The organism is Synechococcus sp. MU1611 (assembly GCF_020514255.1).
Taxonomy (GTDB): Bacteria; Cyanobacteriota; Cyanobacteriia; order PCC-6307; family Cyanobiaceae; genus Parasynechococcus.
Genome location: NZ_VTLC01000008.1, coordinates 1 through 15,826, shown reverse-complemented (window position 1 = coordinate 15,826; position 15,826 = coordinate 1). Strand labels below are relative to the sequence as shown.

Annotated in this window: 11 protein-coding genes and 2 pseudogenes; 3 read left to right on the top strand and 10 right to left on the bottom strand. The window is 48.4% G+C overall.

The window, feature by feature from the left end:
• Positions 1–84: 84 nt before the first annotated feature.
• Positions 85–1,743 carry an alpha-D-glucose phosphate-specific phosphoglucomutase gene (locus FZZ92_RS12555; RefSeq protein ID WP_226398640.1) on the bottom strand — a complete coding sequence of 553 codons (1,659 nt, stop codon included), beginning with the start codon at positions 1,741–1,743 and terminating at the stop codon, positions 85–87.
• Here FZZ92_RS12555 and FZZ92_RS12550 point away from each other — a divergent pair.
• Positions 1,736–2,206: a hypothetical protein gene (locus tag FZZ92_RS12550; RefSeq protein WP_226423347.1), complete on the top strand. Its 471-nt coding sequence runs from the start codon at positions 1,736–1,738 to the stop codon at positions 2,204–2,206. The two genes, FZZ92_RS12555 and FZZ92_RS12550, sit on opposite strands and share 8 nt — an antisense overlap.
• A 270-nt stretch (positions 2,207–2,476) precedes the next feature.
• On the opposite strand, the gene FZZ92_RS12545 is transcribed toward FZZ92_RS12550, so the two are convergent.
• The 7 genes and pseudogenes from FZZ92_RS12545 to FZZ92_RS12515 form a co-directional block, all read right to left on the bottom strand.
• Positions 2,477–2,848 carry a hypothetical protein gene (locus FZZ92_RS12545; protein ID WP_226398637.1) on the bottom strand — a complete coding sequence of 124 codons (372 nt, stop codon included), beginning with the start codon at positions 2,846–2,848 and terminating at the stop codon, positions 2,477–2,479.
• A 225-nt stretch (positions 2,849–3,073) separates the two neighbouring features.
• Positions 3,074–5,110 (bottom strand): class I SAM-dependent methyltransferase, encoded by a 2,037-nt coding sequence (locus tag FZZ92_RS12540; RefSeq protein ID WP_226423345.1) that lies wholly within the window; start codon positions 5,108–5,110, stop codon positions 3,074–3,076.
• Between the two features lie 46 nt (positions 5,111–5,156).
• Positions 5,157–5,441, bottom strand: a pseudogene (locus FZZ92_RS12535) (phospholipase D-like domain-containing protein); the annotation flags it as partial.
• 837 nt (positions 5,442–6,278) lie between these two features.
• Entirely contained in the window at positions 6,279–6,728 is a 450-nt protein-coding gene (locus tag FZZ92_RS12530) for a hypothetical protein (RefSeq protein WP_226423344.1), read from the bottom strand.
• A 196-nt stretch (positions 6,729–6,924) separates the two neighbouring features.
• Positions 6,925–7,968, bottom strand: coding sequence for a phosphotransferase (locus FZZ92_RS12525; protein WP_226423343.1), 1,044 nt, complete (start codon positions 7,966–7,968; stop codon positions 6,925–6,927).
• Complete coding sequence (locus FZZ92_RS12520; RefSeq protein ID WP_226423342.1) at positions 7,969–8,760, bottom strand: SDR family oxidoreductase; 792 nt, start codon at positions 8,758–8,760, stop codon at positions 7,969–7,971.
• A 389-nt stretch (positions 8,761–9,149) separates the two neighbouring features.
• Positions 9,150–9,437: pseudogene (locus tag FZZ92_RS12515) on the bottom strand (phospholipase D-like domain-containing protein); the annotation flags it as partial.
• A 194-nt stretch (positions 9,438–9,631) separates the two neighbouring features.
• Here FZZ92_RS12515 and FZZ92_RS12510 point away from each other — a divergent pair.
• Positions 9,632–10,696, top strand: a complete 1,065-nt coding sequence (locus FZZ92_RS12510; RefSeq protein WP_226423341.1) for a site-specific integrase — start codon at positions 9,632–9,634, stop codon at positions 10,694–10,696.
• Between the two features lie 537 nt (positions 10,697–11,233).
• Entirely contained in the window at positions 11,234–11,686 is a 453-nt protein-coding gene (locus tag FZZ92_RS12505; protein ID WP_226423340.1) for a hypothetical protein, read from the top strand.
• Between the two features lie 1,302 nt (positions 11,687–12,988).
• Here FZZ92_RS12505 and FZZ92_RS12500 read toward each other — a convergent pair.
• A complete protein-coding gene (locus FZZ92_RS12500) occupies positions 12,989–14,233 on the bottom strand; it encodes a class I SAM-dependent methyltransferase (RefSeq protein WP_226423339.1) in 1,245 nt (414 codons plus the stop codon).
• 23 nt (positions 14,234–14,256) lie between these two features.
• A partial coding sequence (locus FZZ92_RS12495; RefSeq protein ID WP_226423338.1) for a tetratricopeptide repeat protein occupies positions 14,257–15,826 on the bottom strand: 1,570 nt, incomplete at its 5' end.

Below are 15,826 nucleotides of genomic sequence, written 5' to 3'. Positions count from 1 at the left end.
AAGAGCCAGCAAAAAAGCCACCCAGCGGGTGGCTTTTTGGTTGAGCCGCTTCAGGTGATCGCAAGCTTCAAGTGGTTAACTGCCTCATGTGATCACCGTGGGGGCATCCATCCCCGTGCGTTGCTTGATCTCCGCCAGGTTGTTGATCGCACTGATCATGTCGGCGAGGGCGACCTGGGGGTTCTGGTTGAGGTCTCCACTGCTGGGCACATAGCTCTCCAGGTAGATCCTGATCGTGGCTCCTTTGGTGCCTGTGCCCGACAAACGAACCACCACCCGGCTGCCGTCGTCCAACAGGATGCGCAGGCCCTGACCCGTGGTCACGGAACCATCAACGGGGTCGGTGTAGCTGAAGTTGTCCGCTTCGCTGATGACGCGTCCGGCAAAGGATTGGCCGATCAGGCTCGGCAACATGGCCTCCAGGCGGTCGTAGAGACCGTGGGCGGCGTCGCTGGCGACGGCTTCGTAGTCGTGACGCGAGTAGTAGTGGCGCCCGAAGCGATTCCAGTGTTCCGCCATGATCTCGGCGACGCTGCAGCGGCGTTCGGCCAGGATCTGCAGCCAGAAGAGCACGGCCCAGAGCCCGTCTTTTTCGCGAACGTGGTTACTGCCAGTGCCGAAGCTCTCTTCACCACAAAGGGTGATCTTTCCGGCGTCCAGAAGGTTGCCGAAGAATTTCCAGCCGGTGGGGGTTTCGAAGCAGTCAATGCCCAGCTCTTTGGCCACCACGTCCACCGCAGCGCTTGTTGGCATGGAGCGGGCCACACCGGCCAGGCCGTTGGCATATGCCGGAGCTGATGTGGCGTTGGCCGTGAGTACGGCGAGACTGTCGCTGGGGTTCACAAAGCAGCGCTGGCCCAGGATCATGTTGCGATCGCCATCGCCGTCGCAGGCGGCGCCGAAGCGGTAGTCGTCACTTTCGAGCAGCAGTTCAGCCAGCTCGTGGGCGTAGGTGAGGTTGGGGTCGGGGTGACCGTTGCCGAAGTCTTCCAGGGGTGTGCCGTTGCGCACGCTCCCCGCCGGTGCACCCAGAAGCCCTTCGAACAAGCGGGTGGCATAGGGCCCGGTGACGGCATGCATGGCGTCAAAGGCCAGCGGGAAGTCGCTGCGGATCAGATCGCGGATTTGATCGAAGTTGAACAGCTCCTGCATCAGCGTGACGAAATCTTCGACGCCGTCGATCACCTCCACCTGCATGGCACCGATGCTGTGCAGACCGGGTGCATCCAGGGGGATCGCTGAGGCCTCAACGATCGAGTAATGCTCCAGGGTCTTGGTGCATTCATAGACGGCATCGGTGAAGGAGGCGGGGGTGGGTCCACCGTTGGATCCATTGACCTTCACTCCGAAATCGCCGTCTGGACCGCCGGGGTTGTGGCTTGCGGAAAGGATGATGCCGCCGATGGCTTGGCGCTGCCGGATCAGGTTGGAAGCGGCAGGCGTGGAAAGGATGCCGCTGGTGGTGACGATCACCTTGCTCAGACCATGGGCGGCGCCCATCCGCAGGATCACATCAATGGCCCGGCGGTTGCCGTAACGCCCATCGCCTCCCAGCACCAGGGTCCCTCCTTGCACGGCCGCCAGAGTGCGGAACGACGCCTCGATGAAGCTCTCTAGGTAATGAGGCTCCTCGAACTGGCGGCTGCTCTTACGCAGGCCCGAGGTTCCTGGCTTCTGGTCGGTGAAGGGGACATCCAGGCGCACCTGGTGTTGGGTCGGTTCCGCAGGGGCCGAGGTGGTCATCACGTCGGATGGGGGGCTTTATGCGGAACCTAAACATGGAAATCCAGTTGCGATGCCATGGGCGCGACCAGTTGATATCGCTACCCTTTGCCACGCACCAATGCCGACGACCATGCATCGCCTTCTGCTGCTGTTGATCGTCAGCACCGCGTGCGTGTCCCCTTCTGTGGGTGCATCGCAAAGTTGGAAGCGGGCCCAGCCTTTGCCTGAGGCGTCTCAAGAGGCGGTCACGGCAGCTAATGCTGTAATCAACCAGTCAGGTTCGGAAGAATGCCTGCGCGGCAAGCTTTCCAACGCCATCGTGCGGTTGTCCAACAGTTGTGATGTCTCAGGCCACTCCTCTAAGGCGTGTGAGTTGGCCTCCGAACTGGCCGGTCAGGAAAGTGAACTCAGCATGGGGGAGATGCTCGCTACATCCGAGACGTTGCTTGATTTGCTCGACGATTCGGCGATATACGACTGATTGCCTCTGTTTCCTCGATGGACGTCACCCATCCCGGTTCCAAGCCTCTCGAAGCTGATCAACAAAGTCTTCTGGAGTCGTTCCGCAAAAAGGTGGACTCCCGAATCTCCAGTCAAGGTTTCACTGCTGCCGACTTGCAGATGTTTGTTGACGAGATCAAGAAGCACCCCCACGTGAGTGTGGCGCTCCTAGATGCCATTCGAAGAGAAGTGCCCACGTAAATGCAAGGTCAGCGGTTCAGCTTTGACTTTGATTAAGCCTTAGAGAGGCTTAGGCCTGACGTGCTTTGGGCTTTTCCTTTTTCTTGACCGGTTCGGCACAGACCTTTGGGATGCGCCGTGCCGTGTTGGTGATGGCGTCTTTGCGTCGGAAGTCATTGCTGCTGGCGACCTTGGCTTCGCCCATCAACGTCCACAGCACGTCTTTGCAAAGCCCAGGCAGCCTTTGACTATCCATTAGAGGATCAGCCAGCTGCCGAACGCGCGTGCAGGTTTCTGTTGAGTTGTCGCGGGAACAGGCGTAGGCAGCATGTTCGATACCTCTCAACTGGTCCTTGCTGGGCCATGGCTCATAGGGCTCTGCCGCAATTGCGGGGCTGGCCATGGCGAGGAGCAGCAGGATGCGTGTGATTTTCGAAGTCATGTGATCATTCTGGCGTGCTTTTGCGCAGTTGAAGCCAAGATTTATTGACAATAGGGCAACAGAGTATTTGGTCATGTCTTGATTTTGTAAGCCTTCGCTGACTCCACTTTTGTTGGGGGGAGATCAATTTGCTTTGCTCGTGGATGATGATAAAATCTCTTTTGTTGATTACTTGTTTGGATATTTCTTGGTGGGCTTGATGTGATCATCTCCGTCAAAAGATGTCTAGAGAGGCTTGTATGCCCAGAACTGATACATGCTTTGAAATGTTGATGGATTGTTTATCTCGAATTCAGCCCAGTTGCTGAGTGAGGTGCCATTGGAGTCTTCGGGGAAGCAGTGCTGGTAAGCGGCCTTGATGGATTTCGGAAGCATGAATCCACAAAACACCAAGTGCTCGGCCTCTAAAAGTTTTTCCAGGGTCTTGGTGGTGAACTGATGCTCCTGAACGTGAAAGCAAAGGTCGCGGCACTCGGAGAGCGAATAGAAGTCACTCGCAAGTTCTGATAGATCTTTGAGATCATGATGTTTGCCGTCAAAAAATTGTTTGCGAAAATCTCTGATGCCTTCTGGTGTGCTTTGAATGCCCAGATTTTCGATCAGCTTTCGTGCTGCAGAGACTTTCTGTCTGGCAAGTTTGCTGTAAAGGCCAAGCTTGAAATAGCCTCCCGGCTTGAGTTTGCTGTTCAGTGAGGCCAGGCCCTCGCTGGGGTTTTGCATGTGATGCAGCACGCCGCTGCACTCAATCACGTCATAGATGTCCTTAAGCTGATTGGCATTCAGGATGTCCAGTTGCTGGAGCCGAACATTACCCATGTTGCTCTCCTGAACTTTTCTTGCTGCGTAGGCCAGGCTGTTGGCGCTGATATCAATTGCCGTGATTTGCGCATTTTTATAGCGACTGGCGTTAATGATTTGGTTTCCCGTTCCGCATCCGGCGATCAGAATTTTTGGGCTGGAGTTGGGTATTGAGAGCTCATTGCAGAAGGAGGGATTTTCAATGGTTGTCTCTAAGGAGATGAACTCAGCTGTTGGTTTTGCAAAAAGGGGGTGAGTATGGTCTGCGTGTTTGTATCGAGGGTAGGGATTTTCTTCGTACATCTGTTGTACGTCGAGTGATACCTCATTGGTTATTTTCCTGCTATGGCCGAGGCGGGATTTGATGTCCTGCTCTGTTTCGAACTCATGGAATTGGGTATTGATGAAGGCTTTACTCTCATTGCTGTTGATGGGATATGAGTTGATTGCTTCTTTGGTAGTGATGCCATGGATGGGTCGATAGCAGCCAATCATGGGCAAGGATTGATTGAAGGCCTTTTTGCTTTCCTTTGTGTTTTCAATCAGATTATCGATCCATTGTTGTTCCTCATCTGATTGCCAATAGACGTATTCGTTGAGGAAGCATTGCGTCGCTAGTGCCTCCAGGAGGGGGGTGAGGTCTGGTGATATAGAACTATGGTTTTTGACGTGCACTAGGAATTCCTTTCTTAGGCGCGTGAGAAATTCCTCTGTCTCCTTGTGGGTTGGGATCAGTAAGGTCAGCGCTGTTCTGAACCTCCAGTCTGATGCGAGGCGATGAAAGGCCTGGTTTTGGTCTGAGATGATTGGGTTTGAACCTGCGGCCGCTTGGATGTCTTCGAGGTGGACTTGTATAAAGAGTTGGCTGATTTTGCGATGGGAAAAGTCATTGCACTTGAGAAGCTTTTCGTAGGCTTGGTTGGCGGAGTCTCTGTTGAATACGTTGACCTTGATGTCGCTGGCAAGGCTTTTCAGGTTCTGCAGAGCTTCGATGTTGCCTTCATCGCATTCAATGGCCTTGATGGTGGCTGTTAGCGCTTCGTCTGTTTCTCCGAGATCTCTGTAAATACTGCCAAGATTCATCTGGACAGTTGATGACTCGTGATCAAGATCGAGTGATTTTAGTGTGAATTGCAGTGCTTGATCAAGATTTCCGGTGTCCCGGTATAGATTTCCGATGTTGCTGTAAATCTGGGGGTCTTCAGGCTCGAATTTCAGGGCTTGTTCATAGTGTTCTAGGGCTTCGTTAATTCGGCCGCTGTTCTTGCAAAGGATTCCAAGATTGCAAAAAACCGCAGGATCAGATGTTCCTGCGGTGACCATTTTTTTGTAAATCGCTTCGGCTTCTCTGAGCCGGCCTGTCTTGTGAGAATAAATGGCTTGGTTGAACCATTTCTGAAAGTTCAGTTGCGGCTTTTTTGTTGATTTTCCTGCTTTACCATCCGCTCCTCCAAAACCAGCCACTGCATTTTCTTGCTCTGGCTTGAGTTTAAGGCTAAGCCAGTACTCCTTATCGTCTCATTACTCCATCTCCGCATCGAATCTTTTGACGCTCAAGTTTGCGTTGGATGTGCGGTGTGATCCCCAGTTCAGCGCTCTCCCATAGTCGATCCATTTCTCGGGCGAAGTGTTTCGCGAGTTGCGGTGAGTGGATCATCAGCAGGGTTTCATCGTTGGTGTGAGCAGCCGAGGGCGACCAGTTGAAGGATCCTGTGACCACAGTTTTGTTATCGATCACGGCGAACTTGTGATGCAGCTTGTCGCCACGGGCGAGGCGAGGGGTGCCGATGCCTTGTGCTTGCAGTGGTTTTAAAGGAAGCGCTCAGGGATGCTCAGGTCTCCCATAGGTCCATAAGCCAGAACCCAAGCCAAAAGGGCAGTGGATCTCGCATTCAGACCCAATAGGGCTAAGAAGAGCTACTGGATTTGCTGATCTGGCTTGGCTTTTGAGGGGTGTCAGCCCTAAGCCCAAATTCCATGCAAGGGAGAGGGATGTTGAAGAAACCACCGAGGGTGAGGGACAACAACGGTGCTCTCCAAGTCATGTTGAGGCTCGACGGGCGCGACTATTTCATCAATCGCCTCGGACGCTTTGATGATCCAGTTGCCCAAGCCAGGGGGCAAGCCATCTGCGCTGAAATCTGGCGGGATGCCCAGCAGGGTGATTTGGACCTGTCCCTTAATCGATACCGCCCATTGGTGGAGGGTCGAGACCAGGACTTGCTCGATGCCCTCAGGTCACTGGCAGAAGAGAAGAGGCAAGCAATGGTGACATATGCCCATCGGATGGTGAAGCGGTTTGGCTTGCCGATCAGGACAAGGGCAGAGGTTGATCGCTTCCTTGCATGGATGAAGGCAGAGGGTTTCTTATGGCTATTTCTGACTGAAAACTCTTATACATAGTGGTGAAGGTATAGGAAATTCAGATAAAGGATTCCTCTGAGTATGGATCAATTGGATCTTGTCTTATGAGCTTTGATTCCGCACTGCTTCCGCTTTAAGTGCGCTTGAGTCCTGTTTGGAGTACTTCTTGTCCAAAAGTAATGGATTTCAAAGTTGAAAACATGTAAATAGATTTAAATGCTTTTGAGAAGTCAATGGCATTTGTCGCTTGAGGCTCACTCTCTTGAATTTAGTTTGATCTGTAATCATCCAAGCCAATAAATCCAACTTCCATGCAATTGACAGCAAGGAGTTCTATATATCTTGCTAGATGAGGAACTTTTGACCTTGCGAGAGGCAAGACGAATTCTTCTATTTCTTCAATATACCTCCTTCGAATGTGGTCATCCCTGTTAAGGCATAACATGAACATGTTGTCCAACTTGTCAAATACTTTTACTCTTCCCACAAAATCAGGTGAATTGAATATAAGGTCATAGTAAGACTTTAAGTACGCGTTATCATTTGCTCTATTTCTGTCAATGGTCAGTATCTCAATTGCTTGACTAATCTCAGTAATTCCTGATGCTTTAAAGGTATTGTACGAATCGATTGACACTTCTTTCAAGTTGTGGAGCAAGCTGGTTGCAACAACTGGTATTGTTGGATTTTGAAGTTCGTCAAGGGCTAACTTCGCCACCCTAAGAGGATGTGATAAATATTGATCTTTGCTTAGGCCAGGGTGATTGTAGTTGGTGTTACAGGCAAAATCATAATATGTCTGGATGTGACCGTTCAAATGCTTATGCTTACTCAACGCAATTAAAAAGTCTGAGTGACAATTGCCTCCAGAGAATTTAAGTTGGCTAAATCTATGAAGCCTTTCTTCAGTAATATTATTCATGGGCGATGTCCAGAAAATGCAATACCTCTAAGATACCAAGAAGCTGAATGTCTAGTACACTTATCCAAGGAGATTTCTCTCCCTCCAATATTGGCTCTAAGATAATAGTCGCCCTAGTCAATACTTCAATCAAGGCACCCTTTAAAAGCAGCCTTGCATCGTAATTTATTTTCATGTGTTCAATAAACTTGAAAATGCTGAAATTCCTTGCAATAGTATGGTCATAAGCGATTGACTGCCTGTAGAGCTTATAGGCAGCAAATCCATACGCAATACAAGGTTGCCCCAGCTTAAAAGAATTAATATCTAATATGCTCATTAGTGTATCATTTTTATACAAAATATTATGGGGGTGAAGATCAATATGCACCAATTCTTCTTTGCCAAGATGCGAGCGATTAGTGTTGGAAAGATAGTCAAGAGCCCTGTAAAAACTAGTGATATTATTGCTTACCATTGATTCTTGGGTTCGATTCAAAAACCTTCTTTTTGAATTGGATTCAAGGAAATTCTGTAGAACTTTGTTTATACGAATTAGGTCAAACTCTCTTGAAGGTAAAAAGCCAAGCCGACTTTTTGATGCGCAATAACTATGTAGGCGATTGATTGCTGTAGCAACTTCTTCAAGTTGAGCCTTTGTGCCCTTGAAAAATTCCCCTTCAATATAATCTAATAAGCAATAGAGAGAACTTTTGTCATCGTGATAAAGCTTATTTGAATGGCACTTCCGAAAGAATGGAAATACTTCCAGCTCACGTCTAAGCTCATTTGAAAGATTACAATAAAAATCTAGCTCCACCTCACTTCGATCGTTTAGTTTTTTAATAACATATTTTTTGGATCCTACTGATACAAGATAGTTTGAGGAATTAATGCCTAAATCACCAAATGAATAGAGGCTGATTGCATCTAATCCTTGGAGAGAGATTTGGAACTGTTTGAGGATATTGACAAGAATAACTGTTTCTCCTTCATCTTTGATCTCGCGTAGGCGAATAGTAGAATCAGAAAAGCGATCTTTTGTAAATAATTTCATTTAAAAAGCGGATTTAGTGAGCCCGCCATCGATTGCCATGCATTCTCCAGTGATGTAGCTACTATTTGCAGATGCAAGAAAAAGTATTCCTTGAGCAAATTCTTCTGGAGAAGCAAATCGCTTAACAGGTATTGAAGCTGCAGCCTCAGATAACTTTTTAGTTAAATCTACCTCTTCATCTCTGGCAATTTTTGTGAATAATGAAGTAAGCCTATCTGTATTTACACCGCCAGTCGATACAGTGTTTACGGTAATACCATGAGGAGCTAGCACATATGAAATGCTTTTCATATAGCTAACCATTGCCGACCTCATTGTACATGAAAGAACCATTTCTGCGGATGGTTCTTTCATTAGTGTTGATCCGATCGTAATTATTCTGCCCCAATTATTTTTGATCATGTAAGGAGTAACTAGCTTGGATAGCCTAATGGAAGACATAAGTATATTTTTAAAGCATTTATCCCAATCTTCTTCAGAAGTGTCTAGGAAATTCTTTGGAGGAGGACCACCTGTGTTGTTTATTAAAATATCAATTGTTCCCCACTTCTCGATTGTGGAATTCACTAAATTTTTGCATGTTGAATATTCTGATAGGTCGCCACATGTAAAAGCTGCCCTTGAGTTGTAAGAAATATTTAATTCCTTTGATGCCTTATTCGCTTCGAATTCATTTCGCGAATTTAGCATCACATATGCGCCCTCCTTGACAAGTTCTTTGGCAATTGCAAATCCAATGCCTTTGCTGGAACCGCATACAATTGCCACCTTGTTCTTGATTTTTAAATCCATAAAATTAATTTCATATATATTGAATAATTAGCAAGCCCCAAAGCCTTTCTGATATTGTTGTCATATTTATTAAAAAACTCTATATTTAGTGTCCGAGTCTAGTTTAGAAAGCCGCTGAGAAGCAAAAGTGCTTCAGCCTTGTTTGGTTCAAGGACAAAGTTGAATCTCTGTTCTCCAAATGAAGGTCTATTTAATTCCATCTGATGCATTGGCAGTTATCGCTAGCGCTCTTGATGCCAGTCGATGGAATCACTGCCCCAGCGCATTAGAAGCCTCATACGCATACGACGAATGGCGCGACAAAGTCCCCCCCCCCCCCCTCTCTCTCTCCCTCAAAAAAAATGGGGGAGGTGTTGATGGTCATATAGATCCTCTGGCTCTCAGCTTTCTCAGCCCCTCTCCACCCCATCCCCGCAGCGAATCCGTTGACGCTCAAGTTTGTGTTGGATGTGCGGTGTAATCCCCAGTTCAGCCGTGTCCCAGAGGCGATCCATCTCACGGGTGAAGTGTTGGGCGAGTTGGGGTGAGTGGATCACCAGCAGGGTTTCGTCGTTCTGATGAGCAGCCGACGGTGACCAATTGAAGGATCCCGTGATGACTTTGCCCTGGTCGATTACGGCGAACTTGTGATGGAGCTTGTCGCTACGCGCAACACGGGGGGTGCCGATTCCTTGTACTTGCAGTGGTTATGAAGCAACCGCTCAGGGAACCTCAGGGCTCTCATGGATCCATAAGCCAGAACCAAAGCCAGGAGGGCACTGGATCTCGCATTGAGACGCCCTACGGCTAAGAAGAGCTACTGGATTTGTTGATCTGGCTTGGCTTTTCAGGAGTGTCAGCCCTAAGCCCAAATCCCATGCCAGGGAGAGCGATGTTGAAGAAGCCACCCAGGGTGAGGGACAACAACGGTGCTCTCCAAGTCAGGTTGAGGCTGGATGGGCGGGATCATTTCATCAATCGCCTTGGTCGCTTTGACGATCCAGTTGCCCAAGCCAAGGGACAAGCCATCTGCGCTGAGATCTGGCGGGATGCCCAGCAGGGGGATTTGGACCTGTCCCTGAATCGATACCGCCCATTGGTGGAGGGTCGAGACCAGGATTTGCTCGATGCCCTCAGGTCACTGGCAGAGGAGAAGAAGCAGGCACGGGTGATGCATGCCTATCGGGTGGTGAAGCGGTATGGCTTGCCGATCAGGACCAGAGCCGAGGTTGATCGCTTCTTGGTATGGATGAAGGCAGAGGGGTTGGCGGCATCCACCCAGTCCACGCTCCTCAGCACGATTCGATCTGTGCAACCAGGCAATAAGGCATTGCGGTTGGTCCAGGTGAAGGTGCCAGCAAGGTCAGTGGAAGAGGAAGTACTTAGTCGGGAGGAGATCAAGAAGGTGCTGGACGATCTCAGATGCAATGAGCAGTGGTTTTACCCCTGCTTTGCCTTGTGGTTGAGCACAGGGCTCAGGAATGCAGAAGTGATTGGATTGACCTGGGACGGCGTGCGCCTGGATGAAGGGGAGCTGCTGATCAGTAAGACGTTGAGGCGTGATGGCACTGCCACGCATCAAAGGCTCTGGTCAGGTACCAAGACAGGCAAGGCGCGGGTGGTGCCGTTGAGTCAGCAGGTCGTTGAGGTGCTCAGTCAGCACAAGAAGACCATGCAGTGTTTGGGACTGAATACGAAGGATGGCTTGGTGTTTGTGACGCCAAGGACCCATGGACATCTGTATGACTCAGGGTTGGAGAAGGTCTGGAAGCGGTCTCAGCGACGTGTGGGACTAGTGCCAAGGCGTCTGTATGCCCAAAGGCATTCGTTTCTGAGTCATGCCCTAGCACTTGGGAATAGTCCCGCTGATTTGGCAGCAGTGGCAGGACATCGCACTGAGGAGCTGCTCAGGACCTATGCCAAGCCCACAGGGCGCGTGAAGGTGCCGACATGGTGAGGCAGAGCAAAGATCAGTGGCTTGAGGAAAGGAGTGAGAAATTCAGATGTCCTCATTGCGGAGACGTCATTGCTTGCTCCAAGGAGGGTGTCCTTGGTTTGTACTCAGCCAAGATCTTTAGAAGGCATCAGCAGGCGTGTGAGCGAGAAAAGATGAGCTTCTACAGGTTCGATCAGTCCTCCTCCTTGAGGGGGGCTTCTGCTGGCTTATAAGGCAGGGCGTGTGCCAATTTTTGTGGCTATATCAGGGGTTTTGACTTTCCTGTTTTGGTACGTCGGATCCGTTGGCAGCACTGGCTTCTATGAGCTGATTTATTGTCTAAATATGAGGTAAAGATAAAGTGCATACTCCAGGCGATTTTGGCTTCTGTGCACCATATAATATGTGTATCGAAACGAGGGCAGGACGCCTCCTCTGCGATGCGAAAATAAAATACTCGCCACTGCGTATTTGCTCTGGCAAAGACGATAAACCGTCTTTAAACCCTAGCGGTGAGAAACACCGAGAAAAACCACATCCAATCGCGTACTTTTATTCATGCCTGCGAAGTCCAAGTTTGAAACTTTCTATGTCCAGTCAATGGCTGCTGAATACGACAGCGGCTATATCTTTCTCCCTGAGCATCAATATGTTGATCCGATTGTTTTGAATGAGCTTCTTGAAGCGAATAATTCTTTCCCTTGCAATACCACTGGCGAGATGGAGGTGTGGACAACCAACCCCGACCTTCAAGCTCGAAGCAAGTGGGAGTGCATTAACTATGTCTCTGAAGACGACTTGAAGGAATGGGAGTGTGACTCCCTCTTTGATTCATTGATCAAAGGTGACTATGAAATGGGTTCTCACTGGAATCCTTCTTTTCTGAGTGTCACTTGGAGTGATGGCGATCAGGAAGCTGTGGAGGAAGCCATCTCCAACCATCTGGAGGCTGCCCCCACTCAGGCTGATCTTGACGAGTACAAGCGACTGAAGGCAAAGCTCGGTCTTTGATCTGAAGTCTCATGCACTCCCCAGAGCAAATGCTGCAGGGTCTCTCAGTGTCCTTGCAGCACCGGGGATGGAGAAAGACTGCCAGTGGGGTGTATCGCTTTCGATGCCCCTACTGCCAACACGACAGTCATGCTCCTGGTTACGTCCACAAGGGGTATCTCCATCCTGAGAAAGGATCTCCTGGTCGATGGAGGTTCAAGTGCCATCGCTGCGGCATGGCAACGACCTTGCTGGACTTCGTGAGGGAGCACGCAGCTCACTTGCTGCTGCCTTCACCAGAGGTCTTAGAGGTGCCCTTACCAGAGGCTGTTGATGCTTGTGGTGATGAGGAGAGGGTTACTCGCCTTCCACCTCAGAAGGGCATCTCTGATGCTCTCTGGAGGTCAAGGCATCTACCGAGACATCTCTACAGGGGTAATCGCAGGACTATCAGTGATGAGCATCAAGTACTTGATGAATAAGCGCCAGTAGTCCTTATTCCCTTGGAATAAACCTCAGTTGAATATGACAGCAGGCTACGCATAGCTATTTCTGACTGAAAACTCTTATACATAGTGGTGAAGGTATAGGAAATTCAGATTCAATACTCCTTTGAGTATGAGTCGATTGGATCATGACTATTGAGCTTTGATACCGCATCGATTCCGCATTAAGTGCGCTTGAGCTCTCTTTGGAGTACTTCTCGATTCAAAAGTGATTGGTTTTAAGGTTGAAAACATATAAATAGATTCAAATGCTTTCTAGAAGTCAAGTGCGCTTGTTGCCTGAGGCTTCATCCCCTTGAGTTTAGTCTATTCCATTGGCAACTGGCATCACTATATTTTCTATTCAATAACTATGTATATCACTAAGACCCCTTCTACGAATGTCTCCTTCAATCGACGAGAAGTAAATGCTTTTCGTCAGATGGAGGAAGCCTTGATGCGTAAGACCAGACTAACAAGGTCTGGTTGCTACAAGGTGGCAATGGAAGATTTTTACTTCAAGCACTTCCCAAGGCGTTGAATATCAAGTTAGACAAGAAGAGTGAGGCTCTTCTCAAGGAGATGCTGAGAAAGAACTCTCGTTATGGCTCAGTAGATCTCATACTCAAAGAGGCAGTAGGGGGTTTCTATGCTTCAGAGAGGAAGAGGGGATTTCGTTGAGTCATCAATAAGTATAAAGACTGCTTTAAGTTTAAAGTCATTGTCTGCGCATGTTTCATCGATCAACTCATCCATCGATGATTGGCAGAGTCTGTCGATGTATTGATCCTCTGTTTCGTCAGTGCCCCAGTCGCCATCATCCTTTGTATTTTGCTGTTTATTGCTCAGTTGGACTGTTTAATTTGGTTTTGTTGTATGGATGCTCTTCTGTCGTGAAGTCAATTAGTCTACCTTTGTGCTCAATAAGCACTTGCTTGAAAGTAAGCCCCATTGAAGTAGCTTCAATGAGGATGTCTTGAGTCCGCCATTGTGTCGGCACAATAAGAATATCAATGGGGTGATTTAAGAGAAAAGTCGGGCATTTTATTTCTTGTCCGATGCCAGGTACATAAGTTCCCCACTTACGTTCATCTGAATCGACAACTAAGGGTATGTCTTCACCAGATATTTTGTAGTGGTGCATGAAAGCAGCACATTTACCCGTCCCACCCCAGATTGCTAATGTTTTGCCAGAATCTACAAGCCCCTTGAGATCCTTTCTGATCTGCTGAATTGAGTCGGAGATACTAGAGAAATATGCATCAGCATTCTGATTAGTGATCTGTTGCTCATCCGATGGAGTCAGCTCGACAAGCCCGCAAATGACTTCTCCATCATAGGAATGGTGAATATCGACGATCTTTCCAGCCGTCTTCAGCATTTTAGTGAATGAAGCACTCGTGAACTGTGATGGATGTTCATAATAGAAATCAGCCAAGCGACCTGTATCAAAAACCCGATCGATGCATGGGACTTCGCAGTAGAGATATGTTGGTTGTTCATAGCTAGAAGCACCCCATGCCAATGAGTGCAGAAATGATGACGGAGCAGTGAGATGCTCAATCACATGCCTCATAACAATCAGATCTGGTTTGTACTTCGGTGTATCCTCGAGAGGCATATACAAAGATCTGCTGAATATAATTGCTGATTGATTCGGATCAACATCTCCACTTGGATCAAACCCATGAAATTGCCCCTTCCCGACATAGTGCTCTGCCATGTTGATCAGGAAGCTACCGTCACCACATCCAATGTCCACAACTGTGGGATTCTCAGTAATACGGTCTGAAAGCCAGTCTTGGAGATAATCTATATGTTTTTTCCATTGCGATCCATTGTTGTACATCTTGTTGGGCTTATTCCCGTATGGTACATGCTCCCAGTCAAACAAATGATTCCACACGTGAGAGCAGTTAAGGCACTGAATATATTCTTGTTTAAATGACTGCACTTTTTTGGCTTCTTCCTCAGATTCTGCCCACGCAATTGTTGCTAGAGGCTTCACTCCAGCGTCAAAGATCATCTTTGCAATCGTGTACCCGCATGCAGGGCACTGCTTATCGAGGTATCGGCTGCTCACAGACTTGCTTTCTTAGAAGGGATTCAGCCTACAGGCAGAAGACCACCAGTTTTTCGATTGCAATCCACTGCTGCATGAATGAACGCGATAATTTCATCAGCTGCTTCTTGATCGTCAAACAAATACTTCTGCGCAGCAGATTTTATGTCCTGCTTAAGTGACTTCCTCAGCTCGGTATCCTTTGCCAGTCGAGCTGTAATCTTGATATATTCCTGCGAGTCTGCGGCAATAGGAGCATTATGCAGTTTCATCTGCTTGTAACCACCCGCTACGATTCGACCACGCATATAGTCCCCTGGCATTGTCACTAGAGGGGTGCCAACTGCCATCGACTCATAAAATGTATTGCCACTTCCGAAGTAGATCGGGTCTAGCAGAATATCCACGGTTTCTAGGAGGCAGAGATAGTCTTCTTGCGACATTCTTTGTAGGAAGATCGCATTTTTTAATGTCTTTGGTGCCTTGGCTGCCCATCGGCTCTTAAGGCGCTCGGTTTGTGGCTTGTTCTGCCCTTCGATCAGAACAAACTTGGCATTTGGAAGCTCAGAGATGATCTCTTCTAAGATCTCATCATAATCAGGGTGGAACTTGAAGAGGCTTTGAGGGATTCCAATTAAGACCTGACCCGATGGCAGCTGAAACTTCTCTCTTGAGCTGCTTACCATCTTGGTCTCAGGTGCCGCGTAGATGCACGGAAGTTTTGTGAGTTTGATGAGCTGCTCTGTGTACTTCGACTGCGCATTGGCTGGCTCAACCGACTCACATGACAAAAAGTAATCGATTGTCTCCAGCCCTGTCGTATTTGGATGTCCCCAGCTTGTCACTTGCACGGGTGCAAGTCGCAGCATGGCAAGCATGTACGTATAAGGCGACATTCCAATATCTGTATACAGTAGAACGTCTAGCCTTTCCTTTCTGATGATCTCAGAGGCTGCTTCTAGGGACTGCGGAAGCCTTATGGAAGTGTGTGCATTTGAGTCTATCTCCAGACTCTTGGCATCGGTCTTTGCATTTGCTCCTTTGAAGATCGAGATATGAAAACCATGCTCCTTCAAGACTCTAATTATTCCTGTATTCAGTTTCCCGATGGTGTGGTTGTGAAGGTAGTCAGAACAGATGCCTAGTCTGATTCCTTCCTTGCTGGCTACTACGCTCTCGTATGCATTGATATTCTTTGTAAGGGTTGCTTTCTGTACAGAGCAGAGAAATTTTCCTAAACTTTCGAGAATCTCTTTGTCGTCATCCCTATTGTGGTAGGCAATCCAAAATATACCAGTTGTAATAATTGTGTTTGACTTCTTCAGGTTTGAGGCGCTCTGTTTGAGCTCATTAATTCCATTCCTGTAAGCCTCCCGTTCGATATTAATCGCATGATTATTTTGATGGAGATCGCTGAAAAATAGCTTGGAAGATGCTGCGTACTCCAACTCTTTGGGCTCAAGTGTTTCTGCTTGCCTGTATGCAGTAAGAGCCTGATCAAGGTTGCCGAGGTCTTTGTAGATGCCGCCCAGGTTCATGTGGGCAGTGGGGTTATCAGGATTGAGCTCGAGTGATTTGAGAGTGGAGGCAAGAGCCTGATCAAGGTTGCCGAGA

What these genes read in the sequence shown, in the direction of transcription:
- FZZ92_RS12555 (WP_226398640.1), bottom strand. Translation starts at nt 1,743, where the DNA reads ATGACCACCTCGGCCCCTGCGGAACCGACCCAACACCAGGTGCGCCTG.
- FZZ92_RS12510 (WP_226423341.1), top strand. Translation starts at nt 9,632, where the DNA reads ATGTTGAAGAAGCCACCCAGGGTGAGGGACAACAACGGTGCTCTCCAA.
- FZZ92_RS12520 (WP_226423342.1), bottom strand. Translation starts at nt 8,760, where the DNA reads ATGGATTTAAAAATCAAGAACAAGGTGGCAATTGTATGCGGTTCCAGC.
- FZZ92_RS12505 (WP_226423340.1), top strand. Translation starts at nt 11,234, where the DNA reads ATGCCTGCGAAGTCCAAGTTTGAAACTTTCTATGTCCAGTCAATGGCT.
- FZZ92_RS12525 (WP_226423343.1), bottom strand. Translation starts at nt 7,968, where the DNA reads ATGAAATTATTTACAAAAGATCGCTTTTCTGATTCTACTATTCGCCTA.
- FZZ92_RS12545 (WP_226398637.1), bottom strand. Translation starts at nt 2,848, where the DNA reads ATGACTTCGAAAATCACACGCATCCTGCTGCTCCTCGCCATGGCCAGC.